Source organism: Paenibacillus xylanilyticus (assembly GCF_009664365.1).
Taxonomy (GTDB): Bacteria; Bacillota; Bacilli; order Paenibacillales; family Paenibacillaceae; genus Paenibacillus; species Paenibacillus xylanilyticus_A.
In genome coordinates, this window is record NZ_CP044310.1 from 1,159,384 (window position 1) to 1,183,476 (window position 24,093).

23 protein-coding genes are annotated in these 24,093 nt (G+C 46.9%); 14 read left to right on the plus strand and 9 right to left on the minus strand.

The features are described 5' to 3' along the window. Positions 1–24: 24 nt before the first annotated feature. The 5 genes from F4V51_RS05140 to F4V51_RS05160 form a co-directional block, all read right to left on the minus strand. Positions 25–1,041, minus strand: coding sequence for a FecCD family ABC transporter permease (locus tag F4V51_RS05140; protein WP_153977134.1), 1,017 nt, complete (start codon positions 1,039–1,041; stop codon positions 25–27). A gap of 1 nt (position 1,042) precedes the next feature. Beyond that, positions 1,043–2,065 carry a FecCD family ABC transporter permease gene (locus F4V51_RS05145; protein WP_416226530.1) on the minus strand — a complete coding sequence of 341 codons (1,023 nt, stop codon included), beginning with the start codon at positions 2,063–2,065 and terminating at the stop codon, positions 1,043–1,045. 153 nt (positions 2,066–2,218) lie between these two features. Next, a complete protein-coding gene (locus tag F4V51_RS05150) occupies positions 2,219–3,952 on the minus strand; it encodes a helix-turn-helix domain-containing protein (RefSeq protein ID WP_153977135.1) in 1,734 nt (577 codons plus the stop codon). Between the two features lie 45 nt (positions 3,953–3,997). Further along, a complete protein-coding gene (locus F4V51_RS05155) occupies positions 3,998–4,747 on the minus strand; it encodes an ABC transporter permease (RefSeq protein WP_153977136.1) in 750 nt (249 codons plus the stop codon). Then, positions 4,729–5,496: an ABC transporter ATP-binding protein gene (locus F4V51_RS05160; RefSeq protein WP_153977137.1), complete on the minus strand. Its 768-nt coding sequence runs from the start codon at positions 5,494–5,496 to the stop codon at positions 4,729–4,731. Before F4V51_RS05160 ends, F4V51_RS05155 begins: the two co-directional genes overlap by 19 nt. A 192-nt stretch (positions 5,497–5,688) precedes the next feature. On the opposite strand from F4V51_RS05160, the gene F4V51_RS05165 reads away from it, so the two are divergent. Both F4V51_RS05165 and F4V51_RS05170 read left to right on the plus strand, forming a co-directional pair. Next, complete coding sequence (locus F4V51_RS05165) at positions 5,689–6,693, plus strand: Gfo/Idh/MocA family protein (protein WP_153977138.1); 1,005 nt, start codon at positions 5,689–5,691, stop codon at positions 6,691–6,693. 96 nt (positions 6,694–6,789) lie between these two features. Then, on the plus strand, positions 6,790–7,410 hold the full coding sequence (locus tag F4V51_RS05170) for a pyroglutamyl-peptidase I (protein ID WP_153977139.1): 621 nt from the start codon (positions 6,790–6,792) through the stop codon (positions 7,408–7,410). A 332-nt stretch (positions 7,411–7,742) separates the two neighbouring features. Here the strand turns inward: F4V51_RS05170 and F4V51_RS05175 are convergent, their stop codons facing one another. After that, a complete protein-coding gene (locus F4V51_RS05175) occupies positions 7,743–8,576 on the minus strand; it encodes a 1,4-dihydroxy-6-naphtoate synthase (protein WP_095288790.1) in 834 nt (277 codons plus the stop codon). Beyond that, entirely contained in the window at positions 8,573–9,403 is an 831-nt protein-coding gene (locus tag F4V51_RS05180; protein ID WP_153977140.1) for a futalosine hydrolase, read from the minus strand. The genes F4V51_RS05175 and F4V51_RS05180 overlap by 4 nt, the downstream gene beginning before the upstream one ends. 343 nt (positions 9,404–9,746) lie before the next feature. Here F4V51_RS05180 and F4V51_RS05185 point away from each other — a divergent pair, with 343 nt between their 5' ends. The 7 genes from F4V51_RS05185 (at position 9,747) to F4V51_RS05215 (ending at position 16,614) form a co-directional block, all read left to right on the plus strand. Next, positions 9,747–10,136 carry a GntR family transcriptional regulator gene (locus F4V51_RS05185; protein WP_153977141.1) on the plus strand — a complete coding sequence of 130 codons (390 nt, stop codon included), beginning with the start codon at positions 9,747–9,749 and terminating at the stop codon, positions 10,134–10,136. Then, positions 10,129–11,028: an ABC transporter ATP-binding protein gene (locus F4V51_RS05190; RefSeq protein WP_153977142.1), complete on the plus strand. Its 900-nt coding sequence runs from the start codon at positions 10,129–10,131 to the stop codon at positions 11,026–11,028. The genes F4V51_RS05185 and F4V51_RS05190 overlap by 8 nt, the downstream gene beginning before the upstream one ends. Beyond that, positions 11,003–13,030 (plus strand): hypothetical protein, encoded by a 2,028-nt coding sequence (locus F4V51_RS05195; protein WP_153977143.1) that lies wholly within the window; start codon positions 11,003–11,005, stop codon positions 13,028–13,030. Before F4V51_RS05190 ends, F4V51_RS05195 begins: the two co-directional genes overlap by 26 nt. Positions 13,031–13,321: 291 nt before the next feature. After that, entirely contained in the window at positions 13,322–14,224 is a 903-nt protein-coding gene (locus F4V51_RS05200) for a hypothetical protein (protein WP_153977144.1), read from the plus strand. A 76-nt stretch (positions 14,225–14,300) separates the two neighbouring features. Beyond that, positions 14,301–15,317, plus strand: coding sequence for an alpha/beta hydrolase (locus F4V51_RS05205; protein ID WP_153977145.1), 1,017 nt, complete (start codon positions 14,301–14,303; stop codon positions 15,315–15,317). 52 nt (positions 15,318–15,369) lie between these two features. Further along, positions 15,370–15,849 (plus strand): nickel-responsive transcriptional regulator NikR, encoded by a 480-nt coding sequence (gene nikR, locus F4V51_RS05210; protein ID WP_153977146.1) that lies wholly within the window; start codon positions 15,370–15,372, stop codon positions 15,847–15,849. Positions 15,850–16,152: 303 nt separating this feature from the next. After that, complete coding sequence (locus tag F4V51_RS05215; RefSeq protein ID WP_153977147.1) at positions 16,153–16,614, plus strand: GyrI-like domain-containing protein; 462 nt, start codon at positions 16,153–16,155, stop codon at positions 16,612–16,614. 235 nt (positions 16,615–16,849) lie between these two features. Here the strand turns inward: F4V51_RS05215 and F4V51_RS29460 are convergent, their stop codons facing one another. Beyond that, positions 16,850–17,194, minus strand: coding sequence for a transposase (locus F4V51_RS29460; RefSeq protein WP_416226531.1), 345 nt, complete (start codon positions 17,192–17,194; stop codon positions 16,850–16,852). Positions 17,195–18,188: 994 nt separating this feature from the next. Between F4V51_RS29460 and F4V51_RS05225 the strand changes: the two genes are divergently transcribed. The 3 genes from F4V51_RS05225 to F4V51_RS05235 all read left to right on the plus strand — a co-directional run bounded on the left by F4V51_RS05225 (position 18,189) and on the right by F4V51_RS05235 (position 21,006). After that, a complete protein-coding gene (locus F4V51_RS05225) occupies positions 18,189–19,616 on the plus strand; it encodes a hypothetical protein (RefSeq protein ID WP_153977148.1) in 1,428 nt (475 codons plus the stop codon). Between the two features lie 62 nt (positions 19,617–19,678). Then, complete coding sequence (locus F4V51_RS05230) at positions 19,679–20,182, plus strand: hypothetical protein (RefSeq protein WP_153977149.1); 504 nt, start codon at positions 19,679–19,681, stop codon at positions 20,180–20,182. 287 nt (positions 20,183–20,469) lie between these two features. Then, positions 20,470–21,006, plus strand: a complete 537-nt coding sequence (locus F4V51_RS05235; protein WP_153977150.1) for a GNAT family N-acetyltransferase — start codon at positions 20,470–20,472, stop codon at positions 21,004–21,006. 386 nt (positions 21,007–21,392) lie between these two features. Here the strand turns inward: F4V51_RS05235 and F4V51_RS05240 are convergent, their stop codons facing one another. Beyond that, positions 21,393–21,887, minus strand: coding sequence for an arsinothricin resistance N-acetyltransferase ArsN1 family A (locus F4V51_RS05240; protein WP_153980571.1), 495 nt, complete (start codon positions 21,885–21,887; stop codon positions 21,393–21,395). A gap of 155 nt (positions 21,888–22,042) precedes the next feature. Between F4V51_RS05240 and F4V51_RS05245 the strand changes: the two genes are divergently transcribed. Both F4V51_RS05245 and F4V51_RS05250 read left to right on the plus strand, forming a co-directional pair. Beyond that, complete coding sequence (locus F4V51_RS05245) at positions 22,043–22,471, plus strand: MarR family winged helix-turn-helix transcriptional regulator (RefSeq protein WP_153980572.1); 429 nt, start codon at positions 22,043–22,045, stop codon at positions 22,469–22,471. A gap of 64 nt (positions 22,472–22,535) precedes the next feature. Beyond that, positions 22,536–23,948, plus strand: coding sequence for an NAD(P)-binding domain-containing protein (locus F4V51_RS05250; RefSeq protein ID WP_153977151.1), 1,413 nt, complete (start codon positions 22,536–22,538; stop codon positions 23,946–23,948). Positions 23,949–24,093 lie beyond the last annotated feature (145 nt).

Consider the following 24,093-nt stretch of genomic DNA (forward strand, 5'->3'; position numbering starts at 1 on the left):
AATAAAGTAGATCAGTAACTTTCATCATTTGGTTCGCACCAGTAGATATAAAAAGTAAGGTGCACCAATGGCAGCCACCACAATACCTGCGGGGATGGCATTCGGTTGGAAAATGGTTCGTCCAAGCGTATCGGCGGTAACCAGAATGACCATGCCAATGAGACCCGCCGCCGGAATCAGGTGGCGATGCATCGGACCGACAAGTCTGCGGGCGAGGTGCGGCGCGGCCAGTCCGATGAATCCGATCCCTCCGGCCATGGATACACTTATGGCTGACAGCGCCACAGTACATAAGAGAAGCCATATGCGCTGGGATCGGACGGGTGTACCGATCCCCGTGGCGGCTGCATCTCCAAGACCGAAAGCGTCCAGCGTTTTGGACCGGCTCCAGATGTAGGGAACACAGACTACAATCCATGGAAGCAGAGCCTGCACGTGAATCCAGTCTCTACCCCACACACTGCCGGCGAGCCAGCGGGCAGCGAAGGAATACGTATCTTCATCCAGCCGAAGAGACAGATATAACGTTAGCGCATGAAACCCTGCGGCGACAGCGATACCGACCAGGATCAGCTTGATGGGAGATACCCCGTTATGCCGGTCATAGGCGAGCAGCATAATGATCAGTGCCGAGATGAATCCGCCTGCAAAAGTAAACAAGGGAATTAATAGGGCAATCGAGCCATCCATGGAATAGGACAGACTTACGAAAACCATCAGCCCCAATGCCGCTCCTGCATGAAGGCCAAGAATGCCGGGATCGGCAAGCGGATTGCGTGTAATGCCTTGAAGGGCCGCTCCCGAAATACCAAGTCCTGCTCCAGCCAGGACCGTAATGAGAATGCGAGGCAAACGGTAATCGAACAACACAATCTGATCGTCCGGGCTGCCATGGCCAAGCAGCGTTTGCAGTACAGCGAGCGGAGAGAGACGGATTGTACCCGTATTCAGGCTAATCACGATAACTGCGCATGCAATACAGAGCAGCGTAACGCTGACTGTGATGGATCGTTTTCCCCGTGAAGGCACAGTGGATCTCATGTTACAATGCCCTCCTTTCCTTGCGGGCCAGATAGAGGAAGAACGGTACACCGACAAAAGCAACCATGATACCTACCGCCAGCTCCTCAGGTGGATTTACGATGCGTGACCCCAAATCGGCCAATACCAGAAGGATGGCTCCGAGCAGGGAGGACATGGGAATGATCAGACGATAATTGACACCGACGAGCTTACGGGAAATATGCGGAATGACTAACCCGACGAATCCGATCGAGCCAACGGCGGATACGGACACGCCTGCCAGTATGACCACAGCCGTGAGTGCAAGGAATCGGGTCATGCGAATATGAATACCCAGGCCCAGCGCAACTTCCTCTCCGAGCGACATGAGGGATACTCTCCGGGCAAGAGGCATGGTCAGCAGCAACGTAATCAGAAGCACAGGAACAAGGAGTCTCAAATGCCGCCATTCAATACCGCCAAAGCCACCGGCATACCAGAAGGCGAGATCCTGACTTAGGTCAAAATAAATCGCGACACCTGTACTGAGCGAGCTCAGCATGGCGGCAACGACAGCACCTGCAACCGTCAGCCGCATGGATGTCAGTCCTCCCGGCGCGGCCGACCCCAGCAGGAAAATAAATAGGGTGCTCAGCACGGCACCAATGAATGAAAGACCCATAAGCCAGGCATAAGACAATCCCGGCCACATGGCAAAGCTCAACGCCACCATGAAGGTGGCACCTGCATTAATGCCGAGTACTCCCGTATCCGCCAGCGGATTGCGCGTAATTCCCTGCATCAGCGCCCCGGCAACCGCAAAGGCTGCGCCAACGACAGCGGCAGCAACTACCCGGGGGAGACGGAGCTCATGAATAATCTGATGCGGTGTCAGAGCCGGATTGTACTGAAATATGGCAGCCCATACCGTTTCGAGTGTCAGCGATTTGGCACCAAGCGATATGGCGACAAACAGACTAATCAGCAGAATGGCGATGGCTGACAAAAACATCAGGCTAATGGTCACCGGGGATTTTCTTGAATTGGATGGACGATGTGGCAGTCCCGGATGTTGAATGGGGGTCACTCCTTTTGTTGCCAGCAAGAATAGCTCTGCTGTTATTGATTATCATTATCAATTAGAGTTCATTATAAAATCTTAATTCAGGCCCGTACATGGCATAAATTAAGATTCGGGTGATGGACATTTTTTAGATTACAAAAAGGATCCTTTGTTCGTCAATAACATGACGGCCTCATCCAGCTGGATGTTGATGGAATAGGGTGCATATACGACCCATGAATTCCAATCAATGACATGAACATGCCCGTTCCGGACGGCCGGATACTGATTCCAACGCGGATCAGCATGGATTTGATGCAGCAGGGAGGCGCGTTCTTTCATCGAAGTAACGGCCAGCAGCAGAATATCAGCCTCTAGTCCATCCCATTCTCCTGGAGTGATGGACATCCAGTTGAATCCTACTCCCGGAGCTTTACCAGCGAGCTCGGATTGAATACGTTCAGGTGGAGTCAGCTGCAGACTGCGGTAAAACACATGACCGAAGTTACGGGTGCTGTACATACGCGGCCCCTTCGCAGTTAATGTGCATACCGCAACCGTTGCCTGTCCAATCGACTCCCTGATCTTTTTACGTGCACGCTCAACCTTGCGTTCGTGCCGTTCCAGCCAGTCATTTGCTGCCTGGGTGCGATCCACGATGGATGCAATCGTATGAAGATGACCGAACATGTCGGTCTGATTCCAGGGGATGGTGATGATCGGAGCGATATCCCCGATATGTTCCATCGCTTTTGCGGCTGCATTGTCCTTGGTCAGAATCAGGTCGGGCTTCACATCCAGGAATGCCTGACGTCCTTGCTCCCAGGGCTCATAGGCATGAAATGGCAGACTGAGTGATTTCGGGATATGGGGTAGATGTCCCTGAATCTGCGCCGCACAAGGCGTTATGCCGAGAGTCATCAGATGATCGGTATAAGGGTATGAAAGCGAAACAATATTGCGGTGCACCTGCTTCGCATAGGACGTTGGCGCATAGCCAGCATGGTTCCGAAAACGCCGGCTGAAATAAAATTCGTCCCGGTAACCTACACTTCGGGCCACATCGCGAACACGCATGTCCGAGGTCATCAGCAGTTCCTTGGCACGGTTCATGCGCAGATGGGTTACGTATTCAATTGGATTTTTATACATCCGGCTCTTGAAAAGCTGCGAATAATATGATGGATGCATACCTGCAAGTTCGGCCAGCTTCTCCAGTTTGATCTCATGCATATAGTTGTCGCGCATATATTGCATCGTTACCTGGAGCCAATGGTCCGGGGCGTCCTCTGCGCTATCGTTATTTATCTGCTCTTCCTGAGGCCAGAGCATGTGCAGCAGCTCGGTCATGAGCATTTTCTTTTTATGTGTGGTTGGTCCGTCATCCGCAGTCAACTGTGCTGCAATACGCTGTATGCCGTAATAAGGGCCCTGAATCCAGCCCTCTACCGGGAAGCTTGATTCACGCTCATAAATCATTCGTGTTTCGCTTTTCTCCGCTGCCCGGAACAGATCATAATTGATAATATATAGCTCGGTCTCATGCCCCGCGTCACTGAATAATTCCAGGGCAGTGCCTGGATTGCAGAGGAAGGCTGATTTACGGGTAACGAGGTGCTCGGTACCATTCATGATCAGTTTCCCCGTAAACTTATGCATGTATATAAAGGTATGGTGGTCAATATCGGGTTTACTCCAAGTCCACTCCTTGCTCGTGAACCTGATCAGGTCTGTTTGGTGAAGTTCGAGCAGGGTATCTTCCAGGAAAAGCCCCAGATCACTCGGTGAAATAGCTTCCCTGCCCGTAGCCATAATGCTGCGGTTCATGTTGCTGGACACAGGGGGATGAGCGTTTGGATGATGAACTATATCTGATTTGCTTATCATGGAGGGACCTCCCTTCGTTCTATAGATTCAATGAATCGATTCTTTCTATAACGAGCGTAGACGCATATCTGAGGTAAACCATTGTCTGTACGTCAGCAGACTCAGTATGATGCTGGTTATGGCAGCCGAGCTGGTGAAGGCAAACACAATGAGAATCTGGTAACGGACAGCTTCGACGGGGTCGGCGCCCGCGATAATCATGCCGGTCATCATGCCTGGAAGCTGAACGAGGCCTACCGTTTTCATGCCGTCAATGGTCGGAATCATACTGGATTTGACAGAGCGCTTCAATACATCCTGAAATGCACGTCTGGGCGAAGCACCCAGAGAGAGCAGTGTCTCAATCTCCCCTTTGGAAGCCTCAACCTCACGTTTCATCTGATTCAGGAACAGCCCCGAGACAACCATCGCATTGCCAATCGTCATTCCGCTGAGTGGAATAATGTATTGCGGGGTCGGCTCGACGATATGAAGACCCAACAGAAGTCCCATCATCAATAGCTCGGTCACCGTTATCGCTGCTGCGATATTTAGGGTGATTCGGCGTAGTCCCTTGCCTCGTTTGCCCGCGTTGAAGGACGCCACGGTTATCATAAAACCTACAATCGCAATGATGAGTGCAGGGTGGTCCGAGTTGAAGATAAATTGAAGTACATATCCGACCAGCAGCAGCTGAACCGCCGAACGAACGGTACCTACAGCAATATCTCTCTCCAGACCAAGCTTCTGCCAAACAGAAATAAGCATGGTCAGCATAATAAATATGATGGTGAAACTCAGTGCGAGGATGGACATGTCTTCTCCTTATCTGCCTCAGGGGCAGGACGCAGAATGTATTGACGGGCCAGTTCCGAATGCGGATGGGCGAAGAAAAGGGAGGTGGGCTGGCGTTCCAGCAGGGTTTGTTCGCCCATGAACCATGTCGTTGTGCTGAACGAGCGTGCCTGTTCCTGATCATGGGTGACCCATACGAGTGAAGTGCCCTCTTGCTTGCTCCATTCGGTCAATTGCTGTTCGACAAGCTTGGCATTGGTCCGGTCCAGAGAAGCGGTAACTTCATCCAGAAGCAGCACTTTGGGACGAAGCATGATGGAACGGATCAGCGCTATGCGCTGTTTTTCTCCGCCAGAAAGATCACTGGCCCGCTTATGTATATTCAATTCTTCCAGCCCCACTCCGGCCAGCAGGCGGCTAGCCAGATTCGAATCATAGGGTGTCCGGTGGAGGTAGTGAACGGTTTTCAAGTTATCTTCAACGCTGCCTGCGAGCATAATAGGCTGTTGTGCAACATAGGACATGCGCATGCGCCAGATCCTGGGATCGGAATTGAGGTAAGAGGTGCCCTGCCAGAGGATATCTCCGCCATCAGGTACATCCAATAAGGACAGGATGCGGAGCAGCGTGCTTTTGCCCTGGCCGGACGCACCCAGTACAGCAATTCGCTCTCCTTCATCGACAGAGGCATTCACTTTCTCGAACAAGAGACGCTGCTCGGTCGCTCCAATATGTTTGGTGAGTTGTTGAATGGTTACGAGAGTAGACACAGCGGCATCTTCCTTTCATCCGTGATCTGCTGATAATCTTAGCAAAAATGCTCGAGAATTGAAATGAAAGCAGCTCTGGGCAAGCATGGGGGGCAGGAGGTGAAACCAACGTCTGACGCCAGAGGTTCTTTTTGGTAATATAGAGGAGAGTCAGAATTGGTTCTACCAATAGGGTACAAGGGAGGCTTTCATATGACAGGAGTTACGGGACAAGAGGACAAGGTAAAGTGGGGCATTATGGGCACAGGATGGATCGCATCCCAGTTTGCCAGAGATCTGGAGCATGCGGGCAATGCCGTGAAGGCAGCGGTTGGTTCGCGTACTCGGGAAAGTGCGGAGAAATTTGCAGCTGAATATGGTTTTGCAAGCGGATACGGATCGTATGAAGAGCTGCTGCAGGATCCAGAGGTGGACATTATTTATGTTGCTACGCCGCATCCTTTTCATAAAGAAAATGTAATGGCTTGTCTGGAAGCGGGAAAAGCAGTGCTGTGTGAGAAGCCGTTTACGATGAACGGACGTCAGCTGGAGCAGCTGGTAGAGACGGCTCGCAGCCGCAAGCTCTTCCTGATGGAAGGCATGTGGACGCGTTTCTTGCCTCCGATTGTTCAGGCGCGGAATTGGATTGCCGAAGGACGAATCGGTGAAGTGCGGCTTGTCAAAGCAGACTTTGGTTTCCGTATCGGCTGGGAGCCTGAAGGAAGGCTGTTGAACCCGGATCTGGGCGGGGGCGCTCTGCTGGATGCTGGCGTGTATCCTGTTTCATTTGCGTCCATGATTTTTGGCGAGCAGCCGCAGCATGTCTGGAGCACGGCGAACATCGGGGAGACCGGTGTGGATGAACAGTTCTCCGTACTGCTCTCATACTCGGAGGGACGCTCGGCATCATTGAACGGGGCAGTTCGTCTGAACCTGAGCAATGAAGCTGTCGTGTATGGTACAGAAGGGTATATCCGTTTACCGCTGTTCCTCGCTGGAAAAGAAGCATATCTGCATGTGAATGGTCAGGACGAGCCCGAGAAGTTTACGGATGATCGGACTAGCATCGGCTATGCATTTGAGGCTGAAGAAGCAGGACGCTGTATCCTGGAAGGCAAAACGGAAAGTTCGATTATCCCGCTGGACGAGTCCCTTGAGATCATGAAGCTGATGGACACCATTCGTGGACAGTGGGGCTTGCGATATAAATTTGAGTAATGGTAAACCATCATAACGGGTTTGTTCTGTGTAGATAAGTGTGCGGAGAAATCATACGGGATACGAAATGAATGAATGGATGGGAGTGGGACTAGGATGAAAATTCTGATTTCGGGGTTTGAGCCATTTGGCGGGGATGCCGTGAATCCCACGGGAGAACTGATGGATGCTCTCGCACAGGAAGTGGTGGAAGGTGCCGAACTGAAAACCGTGCTGCTGCCGGTACATTTCGATGAATGTGCGGATCTGCTGATTGCCGAGATGGAAGCATACGGCCCGGATGTCGTGATTGCCTGCGGGTTAGCCAAAGGCCGGACAGCCGTAACGCCTGAGCGCATCGCCGTGAATGTAAAAGACATTCCGCCTGGCTCCTATGCGGATAACAAGGGACAGCGTCCTGTGGACGAGCCCATAACCGAAGGCAGCCCGGACGGCCTGTTCTCGACATTGCCCATCCGCGCGATGGTGAATAATATGACTGCGGCAGGTATTCCGGCAGCGGTATCCAATACCGCCGGAACGTATATTTGCAACAATACGATGTATCGAGTGCTGGATTACATTCGATTGCAGCAGCTGCCGATCCGGGCGGGATTTGTCCATTTCCCGGCTTCAACGGAGATGTCATTGCTGCAGCCGTCGGTGCCTTCGCTGCCATTAAGTGCAATGCTTGATGCCTTGCGGGTCATGATACGCACCGTTGTGGCGGAAGCGTAAATCATGGTCTTCTTGTATGTAAGGTAGTAGCTAAGTTAAGGGTGACTTTGACTTTACCCAGTGAGTAACGTTCGTTGCAATAGGGATTGGATGGAGTAACGTTCGATGCAATAGGATTGAATGGAGTAAGAATAAAGTAACTAAAACGTTTTCCGGAAGTTGTCTTGTTCTAACTTGTAATGTGATGGGTTCGATTGGTAGTAACGAAAATTAGATAGAAGGGGCTGTCCCATGAAGTCATATTGATGACTATGGGACAGCTCCTTTTGCTAAAACCCAACGTAAGCAGGCTCCGTTGCCATCCTAACGAACAGCTTGTTTGCTGGCTCAGATCAGATTCGCAGCAGATTCAGGTCGAATTCGGGAACAAGGCCCTCTTTCATTGCTCGTCCAAGGAGGGCTGTGATTGCCCCATAGCCGTCATCTCCCAGATGGGCGCTGAACTCGTTCACGTACAGATCAATATGCTGTGCTGCAACATCCGGGTCCATTTCCTGTGCATGCGCCATGACGTATTCTTTGGATTCATCCGGGTGTGCCCAGGCGTATTCCACGGATGCACGTGCCCATCCAGCGAGTGCATGAGCGTCCAGATTGCGGCGTGCAATGATTGCTCCGAGCGGGATCGGCAGGCCGGTATCGCTTTCCCACCAGCTGCCGAGGTCGGTCATCAGCTTCAGATCGTAGTTTTGGTACGTGAAACGCGCTTCATGGATGACCAGACCTGCATCGATTTTGCCATCCCGCACCGCCGGCATGATCTGATCGAACGGCATCACAACAATTTCGCCCACACCTCCTGGGACATTCTGCGCTGCCCACAGACGGAACAGCAGATAAGCGGTGGAGCGTTCACTTGGCACGGCAACCCGGCGTCCAGACAGATATGCCGGATCGGTAGTTCCGTTAGCTGTAAGAACGAGTGGTCCGCATCCTCTTCCCAGGGCACCGCCGGAAGGCAGCAGTGCATACTCGTTCAGCACGTATGGCAGGGCTGCATAGGAAATTTTCAACACATCCGGTCCGCCGGGATTGGCAGCCAGACCATTCGTAATATCAATATCCGCATAGCGGACATCCAGTTCCGGAGCACCGGGAATCCGTCCGTGCACCCAGGCGTGAAAGATAAATGTATCGTTAGGACAAGGGGAAAATGCAATTTTCATGATGTAAGTACCTCCCGTAAAATGGAACTTGCTGCCTGGAGCGCATCCAGGGCATCCTTGATGCGCCAGGCATCGCGGTCGCGTGGACCGACCGCGTTGGATATGGCCCGCAGTTCGAGCGCAGGTACGCCGAACTGCTTGGCCGCCGTTGCCACGCCGAAGCCTTCCATGCCTTCGGCGGTGGCATCCGGCACGCGGCGCAGCAGCTCCGCGGCCCTCTCGGCCGTTCCGGTCGCCGTGGACACGGTGACCGCTGTGCCTCCGCGGACAGCGTGCCCGGCCCGCTGCAGCTCATGGCGCAGGCGAGCGGCAAGCTCTGCGTCCGCCGCCACACGGGACGAGCCGAATCCGAGCTCGTCTACAGAGAGGAAGCCGTCTGGCGTCTGCGAGCCCAGATCGGCTGCCACCATGGCGTCGGCCACCACGAGTGAGCCGACGTCCGCCCGGCCGGGGAACCCGCCGCCGATGCCGGCACTGATCACCAGCGTGTACGCTGGGGTCAGACCTGCTCCGGCAAGGGGCCCCGCGGATGCGGCAGATGCCTGCGCCGCATCCGATCCGGCTGGCGCGGGTGAGCCCTGCGCCAGCGCCTTCCCGCCAGCCGCTGCGGCGAATGCCAGCTTGGCTGCCGTACTTGCTGCAACTGCTGCCGGGCCCACCCCGCCAGCGATCACGTCAAACATTTCCGCGGCTTGGTCACCCAGACCGCGAAGTACGGCCTCTTTTTCCGCATCCACAGCGGTCACGATTAATACGCGCGGAACCGCATGGTTCGGTGCCGAGCCGTCTGACTCTGTATGAGTTAAAGCCTGATTTTGCTTGTTCATCGGAGTTCTCCCTTATAAGGTGTTAGATTCAACGCTATATTTGGTCATCTCCATCATAACGGAATGGGAAAGAGAGGAACAACCTTTCCATGTATTTGTCTGAACATGATCCACTTACATGTGCTGCCTCGTTAACGGGGATTGGATGTTATATATGTCACTTCATATATATAAAGGTATCGCTTATTAAGAGTGAAGTCAAAGTTACCGTTGACAATCCATTTCAACTGTATTAATAATAATAGCACAGTTGATACACCTAGTGTTAGAAAGCATACACTTCATATACAGTCATTCAATTCGCTTCTGGGGTATTACAGCAATTTGGGAGAGGAGGTGCGGGATGTTCGAATTAGATGTACGCAGCCGTAAGGCGATCTACGAACAGCTAGTGGACAAAATCAAGGAAATGATCGTATACGGTGTTCTCCAACCTGATGAGCAGCTTCCTTCGGTTCGCACACTGTCAGCGCAGCTGACCGTCAATCCGAATACAATTCAGAAGGCATATCGGGAGCTTGAACGCGAAGGGTATATCTACTCTTTGCAGGGAAAAGGGAGCTTCGTATCATCGTCTGTGGAACATCCGAATGCAGCCATGAGAGATGAGATTAGAGCGGCACTGGTGAAGCTGATTGCAGAAGCGACGTACTCCGGTTTAACCAAGTCGGATATGACGCTTTTGTTCCAGGAAGCGATGGCCCGTATCGAAAAGGGGGAGCCGAATGATTGAGCTGAATCAGGTGATTAAAGCGTTTGAACATGAAAAAGCGGTGGATGGCGTTACGATGCACATACATAAAGGATCCATCTACGGTTTGCTTGGCTCCAACGGGGCAGGTAAGACATCGCTGCTCAAAATCATGGCGGGCATTTATCGTCAGGACAGCGGGACCGTTCGCATTGATGGAGCCGAGATTTATGAAAATATGGATCTCAAAGGCCGCACGATTTTCATGGCAGATGCGCCGTACTTTTTCCCGCAGTCCTCCATTGCCCAGATGGCGGCCTTCTATCGCTCCGTGTATCCGCGCTGGAATGAGGAGCGATTCGCACAGCTGGCCACGGTGTTCAAGCTCGATGTAAAACGCAAGCTGCATCGCATGTCCAAAGGCATGCGCAGGCAGGCAGCTGTATGGCTTGGGCTGAGCTGCATGCCGGAAGTGCTGCTCATGGATGAGCCGATTGACGGCCTTGATCCGGTGATGCGGCAGCAGATCAAAAATTTGCTGTTCCAGGAAGCCGCTGAGCGTCAGGTGACCATTATTATTTCGTCCCATAACTTGCGCGAAATCGAAGATCTGTGTGACCACGTCGCCATTATGCACAAGGGCCGCATTATTGTAGAGAAGGATCTCGATGATCTGAAGGCTGATACCCATAAGATTCAGGTGGCTTTCCGTCATCCTGACGATGCCAAGGCGATGGATGAGCTGAATATTCTACATGAAGAGATGCGGGGGAGTGTCTCGCTGTACATTGTCAAAGGCAGTCGCGAGGAAGTGACGGAACGGTTCCGGGCCTTGAATCCTTATCTCCTGGACGTGCTGCCGCTGACGCTGGAAGAAATATTTATTTATGAAATGGAGGATGCAGGGTATGATATTCAACCGATTATTCTGTAACCGGGGCATCCTGTTCCAAAATTTCAGGCAGCACGGTTGGCTCGGAATACTATTTCTGCTCACATTGCTATTTTCGCTTCCGCTCTACATTGCAACAGGGCATAGAGGTGGTGTAACGCAGCAAATTACCAGCTTGTTTCAGGCAAATGGGGAAACCCATATTTTGTTTGCGATCACGTTCCCGGTGGCGATGGGCATTTTCTTATTCCGTTATATGCAATCCGGGGCGCCGTCGGACTTGTTCCACGGTTTGCCACTGAAGCGCAAACATCTGTTAACGGTCAATCTGCTCTCCGGCTTCGGAATGATCCTGATCCCGATCTGGCTTACCACGGCGATTACAGGTTGGGTGTGGGCTGTGCATGATCGTATGGCCTTTATCTTTGACGGCAGTGAGATCTGGATGTGGGGCCTCAGCATGAGCATTTATTCACTCTTTATGTTTATGCTGACTGTAGCTGTGGGCATGTGCATCGGCCAATCTGTACTGCAGGGACTAACGGTTTATGCCATCCTGTTATTGCCTGTGGTGTTCTGGTTTATCTTTACACTGCACCTGCAGCATTATCTGTTTGGATATCCATATGGTGACATGAACAGCTACGCAGAGAAAATATCTCTGGTCCTTCGGATGGCTTCTATTAGGAACTATCCGGTGATCGGCACGGAACTCGTTATCTACGCAGCTTTGGCCATCCTGTTCATCCCACTGTCTTACGTACTTTACGCTAAGCGTAAAGTGGAATCCGCTACCCAGGCGATTACGTTTACTCTTGTAAAACCAATATTTCGCTTTGGTTTGATGTTTACGCTGGTTTTAATTGGTGGAGCCTACTTCACTATAATTGCACCGCCAGGATCCACCGGGTGGACCATCTTCGGATATGTTCTAGGCGGCATTGTCGGTTACATTGTGGCCGAGATGATTATTCGCAAAACGTGGCTGATCTGGAACGTCAGACTACTGCCCAAGCTGGCCCTATATGGCCTTTTGTCCGGGTTAATTCTGTACGTGCCTGTCGCAGAATGGAACGGTTATGCTAGCAGAGTGCCGGAAGTGAATGATGTCCAAAGCATTAAGCTTGGAGGAGATCGTTACACTTACGTTAACGGAGTGAATCAGAAAATGGATGATCATCCATTTTACTCGGATAATCCTGAATTTGTGGAGGCAGTACTTGCCCTTCATCAGAAAATTATCAATTCCGATCTGCCTTTGCAAGACCCGGTAAATCCGAATGAGGATTATGACGAGTACGTGTATATCAGCTATAAGCTTAATAACGGCAAGGTCATGAAGCGGAAATACCAAATTCCCGAAACTGAATTCCGGCAGGAATTAATGGCCTTGAAACAGTTGGAGGATTATAAAAAGGTAGCCTATGATACGTACAAACTGGACGAGGATATCCTCAGTATTGGTATCCGTTCCACCATCAGTTCGTATCGTAAAATTTATATTGGCAGTCCTGATCAGGTTCGGGAGTTCAAGGAACTGTTGAAGCAGGATATTCTGGATCAAACCTATGAGGAGCAACGTTCTCCATGGCAGTCGTTTGCATATGCGGAATTAAATCAGGAATCTGATTCCAAGGATCCATATCAACCGAGGGAAATGTGGAACTACGAAATTAAACCGAGCTATGACCGGGTAATCGGGTGGCTGAAAGAAAACAAATTATATGATCAACTGCTTGTCACGGCAGACGAAATTGCTTCGGCGCAGTTCGTGAAGCAGGAGATCAACAGTCCGGGTAATCCTCAGTGGGTATTTGCTCAGCCGGAATATATTGATGGAAGTCTGGGCAGCAGCAAGCAGGTCGCAACTAAAAACAAAAAAATGATTAGCGACCTGTTAGAACGTCAGCGATCAGGAGAGCGGACGGAAAAAGCCACCGTTTATCAGATCAAGCTGAATGCCATACGTGGGGAAAACATCTATATGATGTTGAAGGAAGAAGATTTGACCGAAGAGATGAAAGCCATTTTGTCCGAAAAGTAGATCGAATGGTGAGCGGGAAGGGTTCTCCCGCTGCCGAATATGTAGCCCATGAGGCTTGCTTGACGAAACGATTGTATTGGAATATATTTGAAAAGGTTGAGATTCGCTCCAGATTAAGATATAACCGCGAATCATACAGGGAACGGTTAATAAGGGAAGCACCCGTAGAATCAGGCAATAGTCTGATTTTGCGGGTGCTTTTTTTGTGTTTTCTTTCGGCCGATTCACCTTGGATCAACTGAGAATGAGGAAGGTTGCACTACATTTTGAGTAAACGAGGAGGAAGGTTCAATGAACATGGTGGAAGATCACCACACTAAGGATGGCGCTGCGAGTTCCGGCAGCGTAAGTGGCAGAATGGGGAGAGGCTTAATCGCTCGATTATGCATCGCGCTGCTTCTGGTAGCCAGCTTAGGTTCCATGCATTTTTTTACGTCAGCTGCCGAGGCGGCTGGCCCGGATCTTGGTGTAACCGCCCAGAAGTCGTGGGATGCCTTGCTTAAGAAGGCAGACGCCCAAACGAAAGCTTCTCTTCAGCAAACGTATCAAAAAGTGGGCACATGGACAGCGCAGGAGCAGAGCTGGGAGCAGAAAACCAAAACCCTTCATGCAGCGAATACAGCTGAGGTAGCCAGGCTTCGTCAGGAAATACGAAAAACCGATGAAGCGAAGCTGGCTGCACTGGCTGATACGCTGAAGCGTACCCAAACCCGGTATGAGCCGATGTTTACATTGTATACGGCGGTCAACAAGCAGCTTGCTGCAGCCAGAGCTGCCAAGAACAAGGATTGGACTGCCGCGCTCCGTGCTCAGGCAGACACGCTGAAACCGGCTGTACAGCTGGCGAAGGCAGACATTCGCATCAAGAAACAGCAGCTGGCCGATGCCCGTAAACGCAAAAGTACAGAGGATAAGCGTCTGCGTACCATGCTTGCGGCTGCTGACCCGTTCAAGAAACAGATCCAAACCGCCAAAAAACAGGCAAGCCTGTCCAAAGAGCGATATACGAACGCATTGAAATTGTTCAAACAGAATATCAAAGACGGCCAGCCTTCACGTGTAATGAGTTCATTGAATCAGCTCTCTTCTGCTGCGGAGAAGTGGGCGGGCTCCAAACAAAATATCTACACATTGGAGCAAAAAGTTGCGGATACCTACCTGAAAGTGAAAAAAGAACTGGCCAAGAAGTCATAATAAATGGAAACCCTGCCAGTACCCCAGGCGTACACCACTTTAGATGCAGACAGACGAATGATCAGAGGTGACCCTGTTGCAGTTAAAGTTAAACACCGAAGGTACGGCGAGGCCGTGGTACAGACGCAGGTTGTATTGGATTCCGGGCGTGATCGTAATGGTAACTATATTAACTCTTTATATCGGCGCACAGATTACACCCAAAATTCCTATTTTCTTTTTAAAAACACTAATCAAGCTTGCTCCATCTGATTCAGATGTTGTTATGGCTGAAGGAGTAAGTCATCTAAAGGACGTTGCCTACATCGAAGGGGGACGCAGCAGCAGTACGATGGATATCTACTATCCGTCAGCAGCAACTGAATTGCTGCCTGTTGTCTTGTGGGTGCATGGGGGCGGTTGGGTCCTGGGTGACAAAAAAGACATAGCCGACTATGCGATGCAGTTGGCTGAGCGGGGGTTCGTGGTCGTCAGTATGAACTATGCACTTGCACCAGATGCTACATATCCGACGCCTGTGTTCCAAACCAATCAGGCTCTGACTTATATCCAGAATCATGCCGCCGAATTTAAGGGAGATCCCCATAATATTTTTCTCGCAGGCAATTCCGCGGGTGCTCAGATTGCCAGTCAGACCGCAGCAGTGGTAACCAATCAGGCCCTTGCTCAGATAATGAACATACAACCCTCGATTCAACCGGAAGCGCTGCGAGGTGTCCTTCTATACTGTGGCCCTTATAACATGAGTACCGTTGGTGAGAGCGGGTTTCCTTTTATCCGGACATTCCTCTGGTCTTATACGGGGGTCAAGGCTTTTGAGGAATTTCCCCGTCTGGATGAGATGTCGACCGTGCTGCAGGTTACGCCGAACTATCCGCCTTCATTTATTACTTCAGGCAATCATGACCCGTTAACCGGGCAATCAGTTGAACTGGCACAGACGCTGAAACGACTGGATGTTGAAACGGAAACGCTGTTTTTTACCGCTTCTACAGAAAAGCTGGGACATGACTATCAATTTCAACTTCGAACGGGTGGCGGGAAAAGGGCGCTGGAGGAGGCTGTCCGATTTTTGCAGAAGCATCGTCGATGAAGCGGCCGGACTATGGTACACTCAGGTGTAAACGATGTGCAGGAGGCTATGAATGGCTGATAAAGAAGATTTGACCCGATTCGGCGTGGCATTCCCTACTCCGCTGATTGAACAGTTTGATGAATATATCGAAGAGCGGGGGTATAAGAGTCGGTCTGAGGCGTTTCGTGATCTGGTTCGCAAAACATTGCTGGAGCCTTCCCGTCTGCGGTCCGAGCAGGATGTGGCAGGAACGATTGTCATGGTCTATGACCACCATATCAGTGATCTGCCGGTCCGTTTAATGGAACTGCAGCATCTGGCCCATCATGACATTATCTCCAATATGCACGTACATCTGAACCACGACCAATGCTTGGAGGTTATCGCCGTAAGGGGGAACCTCGGGCGCTTGCGCCATCTGCATCAACAGATTCAGGTGCAAAAAGGGGTGCTCTATGCCGAGCTCTCTGTTACATATGTGGATGAGCTGAACGAACTCGCAAGCCGCCACAGCCATGATCACCATCACGGCGAACACCATCATGAATGAGATGAATCTATATGATGAATCTTTTCCGAGCAGTATGTCCCCGGAAATAGCTTAATGTCCGTTGTTATTTGTTATTTTGGAACGCAATTGACAGCATCCGTGTGCCACGAGTCGAAATTAGAGGCATACAAGTTGCTGTGAGTTCTCGTTCAAACGTTTCTACTAAATCAAGTATGTAGCCGGCTAAATAGTCGGCTTTTTTTGTTAACCCAGTCCGCAAAAAGCAAAAGAAGACAGGAGAGACAAAATATTTTTAAGTAAACTTACCTTGAGGTTCGAAATTTTATTAAGGTGGGATCAATTATGAAATTTAAAGAGATTATTAAGGATTCATTTGTAATCGTAGGTTATAGTGCAGCAGGAAAATGGGGGAGTGATGTAGTTTACCCTATTCCAGAATTATGGGTGAAATCGAATGAATTTATTTCTAGATACAATGTAGACAAAGTTTTAGGAGTCTGCCTTCCTCCTAGAAGTAACGATTATTTCTATACTTGTGGAATAGAGATCGAGTCTGTTGCTTACGAAAAAGTTGAAAAAGGAATGACGCTGCATACCTTTCCCCAACAAAAATATGTTGTATTCAACCATATCGGTCCCTCTACAGAAATTCCAAATACGTATGGGGAGTTATGGAAGGTATTTGACCGGGAAGGGTATACAATAAAAGAAGGAATGCCTGAGATTGAAATCGTACAAACGAACATGTTCGGAAAAGAAGAAACATTTGAATATGAGATGGAAATTTGGATTCCTGTGCTATAAATGAAATGTTTTTTCTGCGAAGCAGCTATAGTTGAATAAGGTATTCTGGAGCAGTCAACTATAAATAGTTGGCTTTTTCTTTCGCATTTAAACGGAAATACGCTTTTAAACTATACCAGCTAATAGCTTGTCAAGATTACCAGCAAAATGAACTTAAGTCATGTGGTATAGTAAAATTAAGCATGACAAATACCCTCCAATTTCTTTGTTTTGAAGGTTAAACCAATATGAGTGCCTAGACAGCGCGGAAAGTTTTTTTACTTTTCAGGATGATATAAAGCCAATGAACCAGCTTATTTGCGCATGCGATTAAAGCTACTTTATGTGGCTTTCCTTCGTCTCTTTTGCGATCATAAAAATCTTTAAGTCGCAGATTTCGAGAGCGGATGAGTCCACACTGGACGGCCATAACTAGAGCATAACGAAGTTGTCGTGAACCACGTTTGGTAATTCGATTGCGTGTTGCCGTGAACTTTCCAGATGCGAATACACTCGGGTCAATGCCCGTAAAGGCTACTAGTTTCTTTGGATGATCAAATTGGTCGACTTCTCCAATTTCCGATAAAATTGTTGCCGCAATTTAGGACCTATACCGGGAATCGACTGGATTAAATCATATTCTTGAATTCCTTGAGCGAGAGCATCTATGTTCTTTTCCAATGGAGTAGATGTTCTTGGTACTCAAGGATGAGCGAAATCAAAACTCTCAGGTTAACCAAGTGACTAGAGTACATATTCTGCTGAAAAGGATTTTGTTTGCCGCAAGAAGTAGACGCTTAACTCGCACACAGATCCAATTCTCTGATCGTCCTCGTCTTGAGGAAAGCAGCTCTTTGAATTTGGATTTAAGCATTCCTTCGTACGATTGTAGTACCAAATATGAAGTTGGAAATTCACTTAGAAATCGAAAGTGAAATATGGGAATAGATATCTCCAAAAACACTTTTGTACGTAGGAAAAACTTGATCAAGAACAGCTTGAAACTGCAGTTTAATTTGTACACACATCTTTGAAAGAGACTCATATTGTCTTGTTAGATAACGCAAATTAAGCAGTTGAACACCTCTTTTTTTAACTGGGTACGTTCAAATTGAAACGTCCCTCTGTACGGTTTGCCTCGCTTTAAAAAGTCTTGTCCATGGCTTTCAACTTTAGAAATATCCAGGCCAATCACTGGATTCATTAAAATGCACCTTCCTAATTTAAATTTACCGGCAGCCCCTGTGATTTCCTCTTGTCGCTCCATAGCATCGCTTGTTATACGGGATCTATGTCCCAAACTTGTGCTGGTGGAGCAGATTTATCGCGCGCCATGAAGTTCAATGGGGTGAACTGACTAACAAGTAGGGCGAGATATTTTCTTTTATAAGCTCAAGGGTATAACTTTGACGTCCCTCATTAAAGAAAGGAATCTTTTTGTTTTATCCAATACTCAGGTCTAATGATAAATCAAACCGGAGCCTAATTTCCAAGTGGGGCACCTGATTATGTTACCATTAATTGGACATTAAAACATATACTTATATGTGATAAGTTTAATAGGTTAAATTTACATATTGGAGAGTGCAAAAGATATGCCTAAAAGAATACTTATTTTGATTTGCTGTTTTACTATGATATTTGGGAGCTTTCCTTTCTACACGATGGCAAAAGGGAATGACAAGTATAATATTGAGCTTGCATTAAACCCAAAAGAAACAGACTCATTTTTATGGAGTGATGCCCTAAAAGAAGGAAATGAACATTATCTTAATGATGATTTCAAGAATTCGGATAAAACAGACGGATCTGCAAAGTTAAAATTCTCTATTGATGAAATAGATGAAACTTCAGTACATATTATTGGGGAAGGTAAGATTAAAGTTAAATCGATTGAAAAATTTAAGTTTTTGATGGATGGAGAGCTAACGAAATATACCGTAAATAATCAAACTGTCTATTTTGGTCCTGTTATTGCTGAGGCTAAAAATGAAAAAAACATAGATATTGATACGGTGATTACTCTGTTCATTGATCCTCAGACCGAGAAAGTTTATGTTACAGAGACCTATGGAACATTACAAAGTGACAATGGAGTTGGCATCTTGGCTTTTGGAGAGGTACCCTCAAGTTATTTGGAATTGAAAGATCAAATTATTTCGGATATGGAAAATTCTGATGAACAAAAGGTAGCTTCATCTACACCATCAAAATTCAACAGCAATTTTTGGACAGGAGTGGCTCACGCCGAAACTCTTAAAATAGACTCGGCGAGTACGTTCAACTATAAAACATCATTTATGACTCAGGCGATAGGTAAAACTGGAACAGCTACAGGCACACCAAGTAGTTTCCCGGCAGCAAAATATGCTACTCTGGGCGTCAATATATACACTAGAGAGAGACCCCAAGCGGGAAATGGTTCTTCCATGATCGAAACAAGACTTTGGAGTAACACACCTGCTGTAGAAGAGTATCTTAAAGCCACAGAGGATAATATGTATGGAACAGAAGTAATGACGGCTTACTTAGACATGTTCGTTGTCGGTGCAGGTAACTCATCATTACTAATCAATTATCGAAAAGATCTAAGTTATCCCCTTGATAGCACACCAGTTAAAGCTATACAAATTCCAATTTTAAAAGGCTATTTGAAAAAAGCCTATAACCTTCTGGCTACCACTTGGGCTGCTTATCAAAACGCTACATTAGGGGTAACTACAACGACAATAGATTCGAATGTCTTGAGTAGTTGGAAAGCGTATGCTGAGCGCAAAATAAGGAGTACAACAGGGAACGGTGCTATTGCCAAGAAAGCAGATCTTCCAAGTAAAACTGCAGGAGTGACCTCTTCCGCAGACTTAGATGGAGGTACTGCGGCATACTTCTTCTTTGAGGAGCAAACAGATGGTACGAATAAAATGTTTATTAAAGCTAAGGCAGTATACCTATGTAATATTGGAAAATCACTAGCCTTCTTTGTAACGCCAAAAATTGAGACATATTATAGTCATGAATTTTAGTTACTATCAGTTATTGGAGGCAATTTCATTATATTTAACCAAAATTTTAACGGGGTGTTCACTTGAAAAGAAAGCTCATATATATCCTAGGCCTTTTGATCATTATTTGTGGTGTAGTATACGTAGTTCAAGAAAATATTAAGGAAAAACAAAACGATAATCCACAAACTTTATATTTATTGAACGGAGTAATATGGCAAACTCAATTGCGAATAAGCGATACGTTGACCTACGCGGTGGAAAATAATAAGCTTGATATCGAATTTATACGTTCCCTGCTTACACTTTACGGTTATGAATCCGATGCCTTATATGTTGCGCTTGATAACAAGTATCAACATCTGCTAAACGGCCCGAATACGAGTGACTATATTTACGAAACATTCAAAGAAAGTAAACTCTCAACAGAGCAGATGGATCTTTTGAAAAAGCTATCTACTCTATATAAAGATCTATCATTGCAGCAGAGCCAATTAATCAGTGAAGATGGAGTATTTAATGATAAGATCTGGGGTAATATCTTATCGATCGATAATGAAATAAATATGCTGGTTTCGCTTTTCTGATTAAATTGAGTCTTGCTGTTTTGTGATTAGTATTATCCAAAGAAGTTCAGCAAACGGTCATTAAACTAACGGGAAACGATAGCGCTATAAAACAAGAAAGCAGCTGATCAAAGTGATCGGCTGCTTTTGTTCAACTAACGGGCACGATCGTTTTTGATTCGACGAGGTTACTTTTTTGAGTTTTAATAGTACCTATGCTATCATTTACATTACTTTTATTGCTAGATTAACAGCGAAGCTCGACGCTCGATCATTTACATAAATTTATATAAGAGGAGTGGCTTACTTTGAGAAGCGTCAACATACATATTAGGGAAATTTCCGTCGATGATGCTGCTGGACTGCTCCAGTTACAGATAGAAAACCGTGATTTTTTTGAATGCTACGCACCGACACGCACGGACGACTTTTATACGCTGGAAGGACAGCTCAAGCGTATCGAAAAGCAGGCCGAAGATCGAAAAAATGACCAAGCATATAATTTTGGAATCTTTACAAACACCGATAATATGTTAGTGGGGACAGTAAGCCTTTTCCACGTGATGCGGGGCCCTCTTCAAAGTGCATATATCGGATACGACTTAGATCAAAAAAGTAACGGTAGAGGCTATACAACAGAGGCTGTTCGGTTAGTCGTTGACTATGGCTTCAATACATTGAAATTACATCGAATAGAAGCAGGGGCAATGACGCATAATATCGCTTCCATTCGAGTGCTGGAGAAGGCTGGCTTTCAAAAAGAAGGCATTGCTCGACAGAATGTTCATATTAATGGGAAATGGGAAGATCATCAGACACTCGCGATTCTTAACCCATACAGTTAGTACTTTAGAATATGAGCCGTACTGCAGCTCCAATATATAGTAATATAACTAAAGTGAATAATGAGGGGTGGAATAAGCTGTATCGTTAAAATCAATCTGATAAGTCAGTACTCTGGTTATGAAAGAACAAACTAAGGTGGGGCAATACTTTGCACATTATATACCGAATTGGGTTAGACTGTTAATCTAACACACGATAGCTCATAAAACCAACTAAGCAACTGATCAGTCATTGGCTGCTTTTGTGTTCAACTAACGGGCAGTTAGTTGAATGAATTGAATTTCCGAGTAATTCGTAACCAATTTACAATTTTGCTAACACCACAGTTTCACCATTAAAATGTCCTATTTGCGACTGAACATTAAACAATAATACAGACCATTGCTTATAATAATTTCTCCATTGCCATCACATCTACAAAATTCCCTTCTAATAAACCTTGATTCTGGAATACACCTACCTCTCGGTATCCGGCTCTATGATATAAGCTCTGACCTAGCGTATTAAATGGGAAGGTAAAAAGAACAAACTTATAAAAATTATTCTGCTTACCGATGTCCTCTAATTTCTGAAGCAACTGTTGGCCGATCCCCTTGCCGCGATGGTCACGATGAATATAGATTGAAAGGTCACCCACCCCATCATAAGCACTTCTGGGATTGTATGCATTAATGGACGCCCATCCAATAACGACTTTATTTGCTTCAGCGACGAGTACGGTGTAGCGTCCCTGGTGTTTTTTAAACCATTCGTACATATATGATTCGTCTTTTAACTCGGTTTCTAGTGTGGCAATTCGGTCTTCAATACCTTGGTTATAGATAGTTAGAATACTTCTAAGATCGCTTTCAATAGCTTGCCGAAGAATCACCATGTTGATCACTCCTGTGTTTTGTTTTTGTATATGTTTATATATCACAATGTAATTTGAAATGGGAAGGGGAGAGGAAAATAAAAAAAAACATTTGCATTTTGCAAATAATAAGAGTATAACTATAACAAGAGGTGAGGTCATTGGAAAACAACGTAAGAGAGATGTTTCAGATCATGACACGGCGTTTTGGATTATTGGATAAAAACTGTTGCACTGCAGGAGGCTTGGATATTTCACTTGTTCAAAGTCATATTATTTACGAAATTGATCGTAAGCATAATCCATCCATTCAGCAGGTGGCAGATGCACTCTCCATTGACATCACGACGTTTAGCCGCCAGGTTCAAAGTCTCGTAAAGTTGGGTTTGGTTCAAAAAACGCCCTTACCTGAAGATCGACGGATATACATATTATCCTTAACCGCACAAGGGAAGTTTGTTGCTACGGTCATTGATGAACAGATGAATGATTATTTAAAAGAAGTCTTTTCACATATGTCTGAGTTTGAACGGGATATGGTGATTAATGCCGTCAAACTGCTAAACGAAAGTATGGCGAAATCCAGCGTATGCTGTACACCACTGGGATAATATTTATCCCCTTAATTTTATAAAATACTTGCAAAATGCAAACAATTATGAGGAGGAAACTAAAATGATTAAAAATATTCCTGTGAACCAAGTGAACTGCTGCGAAGCACCAGTACAAGAGAAGGGCAAATTACCTGTTGCGATCATTGGAGCTGGACCGGTTGGTCTTGCTGCAGCCGCACAACTCATTTCAAAAGGTGAGTCGTTTATGTTGTTTGAAGCTGGAGATGAAGTGGGGGCAAACATTCGAAAATGGGAACATGTACGACTGTTCTCGCCATGGCAATATAACATCGATAAAGCTGCTAAAGAGTTGCTGCTAAAGACGAATTGGGTTGCTCCACAAAACGAAAAGATCCCAACGGGTAAGGAGATTGTTGAGCATTATCTAAAACCTTTGGCGGCGCTGCCTGAATTAAGTCCAAATGTGCATTTGAATACGAAAGTTACTGCGATCAGTCGTAAAGGGTTAAGTAAAGTGAAAACAAATGGGCGTGAGAAACTGCCGTTTGTGATCCATGTTGAACAAAACGGATCTTCACTTATTTATGAAGCGCGGGCTGTTATCGATGCCACGGGTACATGGTCCAATCCCAATCCTCTTCGTTCAGACGGTATATTTTCAGAAGAGGAAAAAGCGCTTAAAAGTAACATTTCATACGGTATCCCTACAGTATTAGGAAAAGAGAGAAATCGATATAGCGGCAAGAAGGTGCTTGTTGTAGGAAGCGGACATTCTGCGATTAACACGTTGCTTGAACTTGTAGAGCTTCAAAAAGAAGAATCAGGAACTGAGATTGTGTGGGCTGTTCGCAAAGCAAATATCGAGGATGTTTATGGCGGACGAGAACTAGATGGGCTTCAGGCAAGGGGAGAACTGGGTACTCGAATTCAAAAAGTGGTTGAATCCGGTGCAGTAAAGGTCCTAACGGCAATGCATATTGAAGAACTTAAAAAACAAGGTGAACAGGTTCAGGTTTCCGGAACCATTAAAGATGAACAAGTGGTTATTGATCACATCGATGAAATTGTAGGTAATACAGGTTCTCGCCCTGACTTATCGATGGTGCGAGAAGTACGGGTATTAACGGATCCAAGCTTAGAATGTGTTTATGAACTTGCGCCATTAATTGATCCCAACATCCACAGCTGCGGAACAGTTCGACCACATGGCGAAAAAGAGCTCCGTCAACCAGAAAAGGACTTTTATATCGTAGGTGCCAAAAGTTATGGACGAGCGCCAACTTTCTTAATGGCAACGGGATATGAGCAAGTCAGATCCATTGTAGCTGCATTAGTGGGAGATATGGAGTCAGCACAAAAAGTAGAACTGGAACTGCCGGAGACGGGAGTTTGCAGTCTAGGTGCCAGTAGCACGGACAGCTGCTGTGAACCGGTTCAGGTGAAGGGAGCATCTTCGGATTGCTGCTCACCTTCGAAAACGGAAAAAGCAGGATCAAATTCCTGCTGCGGATAATCAAGAATTTAGAGCTACTGCATCCGAATCGTGATGCAGTAGCTTTTTGATGCACCAAAACACCTTATATTCGTCATTGCTTATATAAGTGGTTTATTATATGCTTATATTATTAAATGAAGCCGACAAGACGAATAACAGGGGG

Coding starts and splice junctions, on each gene's coding strand:
- F4V51_RS05140 (WP_153977134.1), bottom strand. CDS start 1,041: ATGAGATCCACTGTGCCTTCACGGGGAAAACGATCCATCACAGTCAGC.
- F4V51_RS05150 (WP_153977135.1), bottom strand. CDS start 3,952: ATGATAAGCAAATCAGATATAGTTCATCATCCAAACGCTCATCCCCCT.
- F4V51_RS05155 (WP_153977136.1), bottom strand. CDS start 4,747: ATGTCCATCCTCGCACTGAGTTTCACCATCATATTTATTATGCTGACC.
- F4V51_RS05165 (WP_153977138.1), top strand. CDS start 5,689: ATGACAGGAGTTACGGGACAAGAGGACAAGGTAAAGTGGGGCATTATG.
- F4V51_RS05170 (WP_153977139.1), top strand. CDS start 6,790: ATGAAAATTCTGATTTCGGGGTTTGAGCCATTTGGCGGGGATGCCGTG.
- F4V51_RS05175 (WP_095288790.1), bottom strand. CDS start 8,576: ATGAAAATTGCATTTTCCCCTTGTCCTAACGATACATTTATCTTTCAC.
- F4V51_RS05180 (WP_153977140.1), bottom strand. CDS start 9,403: ATGAACAAGCAAAATCAGGCTTTAACTCATACAGAGTCAGACGGCTCG.
- F4V51_RS05185 (WP_153977141.1), top strand. CDS start 9,747: ATGTTCGAATTAGATGTACGCAGCCGTAAGGCGATCTACGAACAGCTA.
- F4V51_RS05190 (WP_153977142.1), top strand. CDS start 10,129: ATGATTGAGCTGAATCAGGTGATTAAAGCGTTTGAACATGAAAAAGCG.
- F4V51_RS05195 (WP_153977143.1), top strand. CDS start 11,003: ATGATATTCAACCGATTATTCTGTAACCGGGGCATCCTGTTCCAAAAT.
- F4V51_RS05200 (WP_153977144.1), top strand. CDS start 13,322: ATGAACATGGTGGAAGATCACCACACTAAGGATGGCGCTGCGAGTTCC.
- nikR (WP_153977146.1), top strand. CDS start 15,370: ATGGCTGATAAAGAAGATTTGACCCGATTCGGCGTGGCATTCCCTACT.
- F4V51_RS05215 (WP_153977147.1), top strand. CDS start 16,153: ATGAAATTTAAAGAGATTATTAAGGATTCATTTGTAATCGTAGGTTAT.
- F4V51_RS05225 (WP_153977148.1), top strand. CDS start 18,189: ATGCCTAAAAGAATACTTATTTTGATTTGCTGTTTTACTATGATATTT.
- F4V51_RS05245 (WP_153980572.1), top strand. CDS start 22,043: ATGTTTCAGATCATGACACGGCGTTTTGGATTATTGGATAAAAACTGT.
- F4V51_RS05250 (WP_153977151.1), top strand. CDS start 22,536: ATGATTAAAAATATTCCTGTGAACCAAGTGAACTGCTGCGAAGCACCA.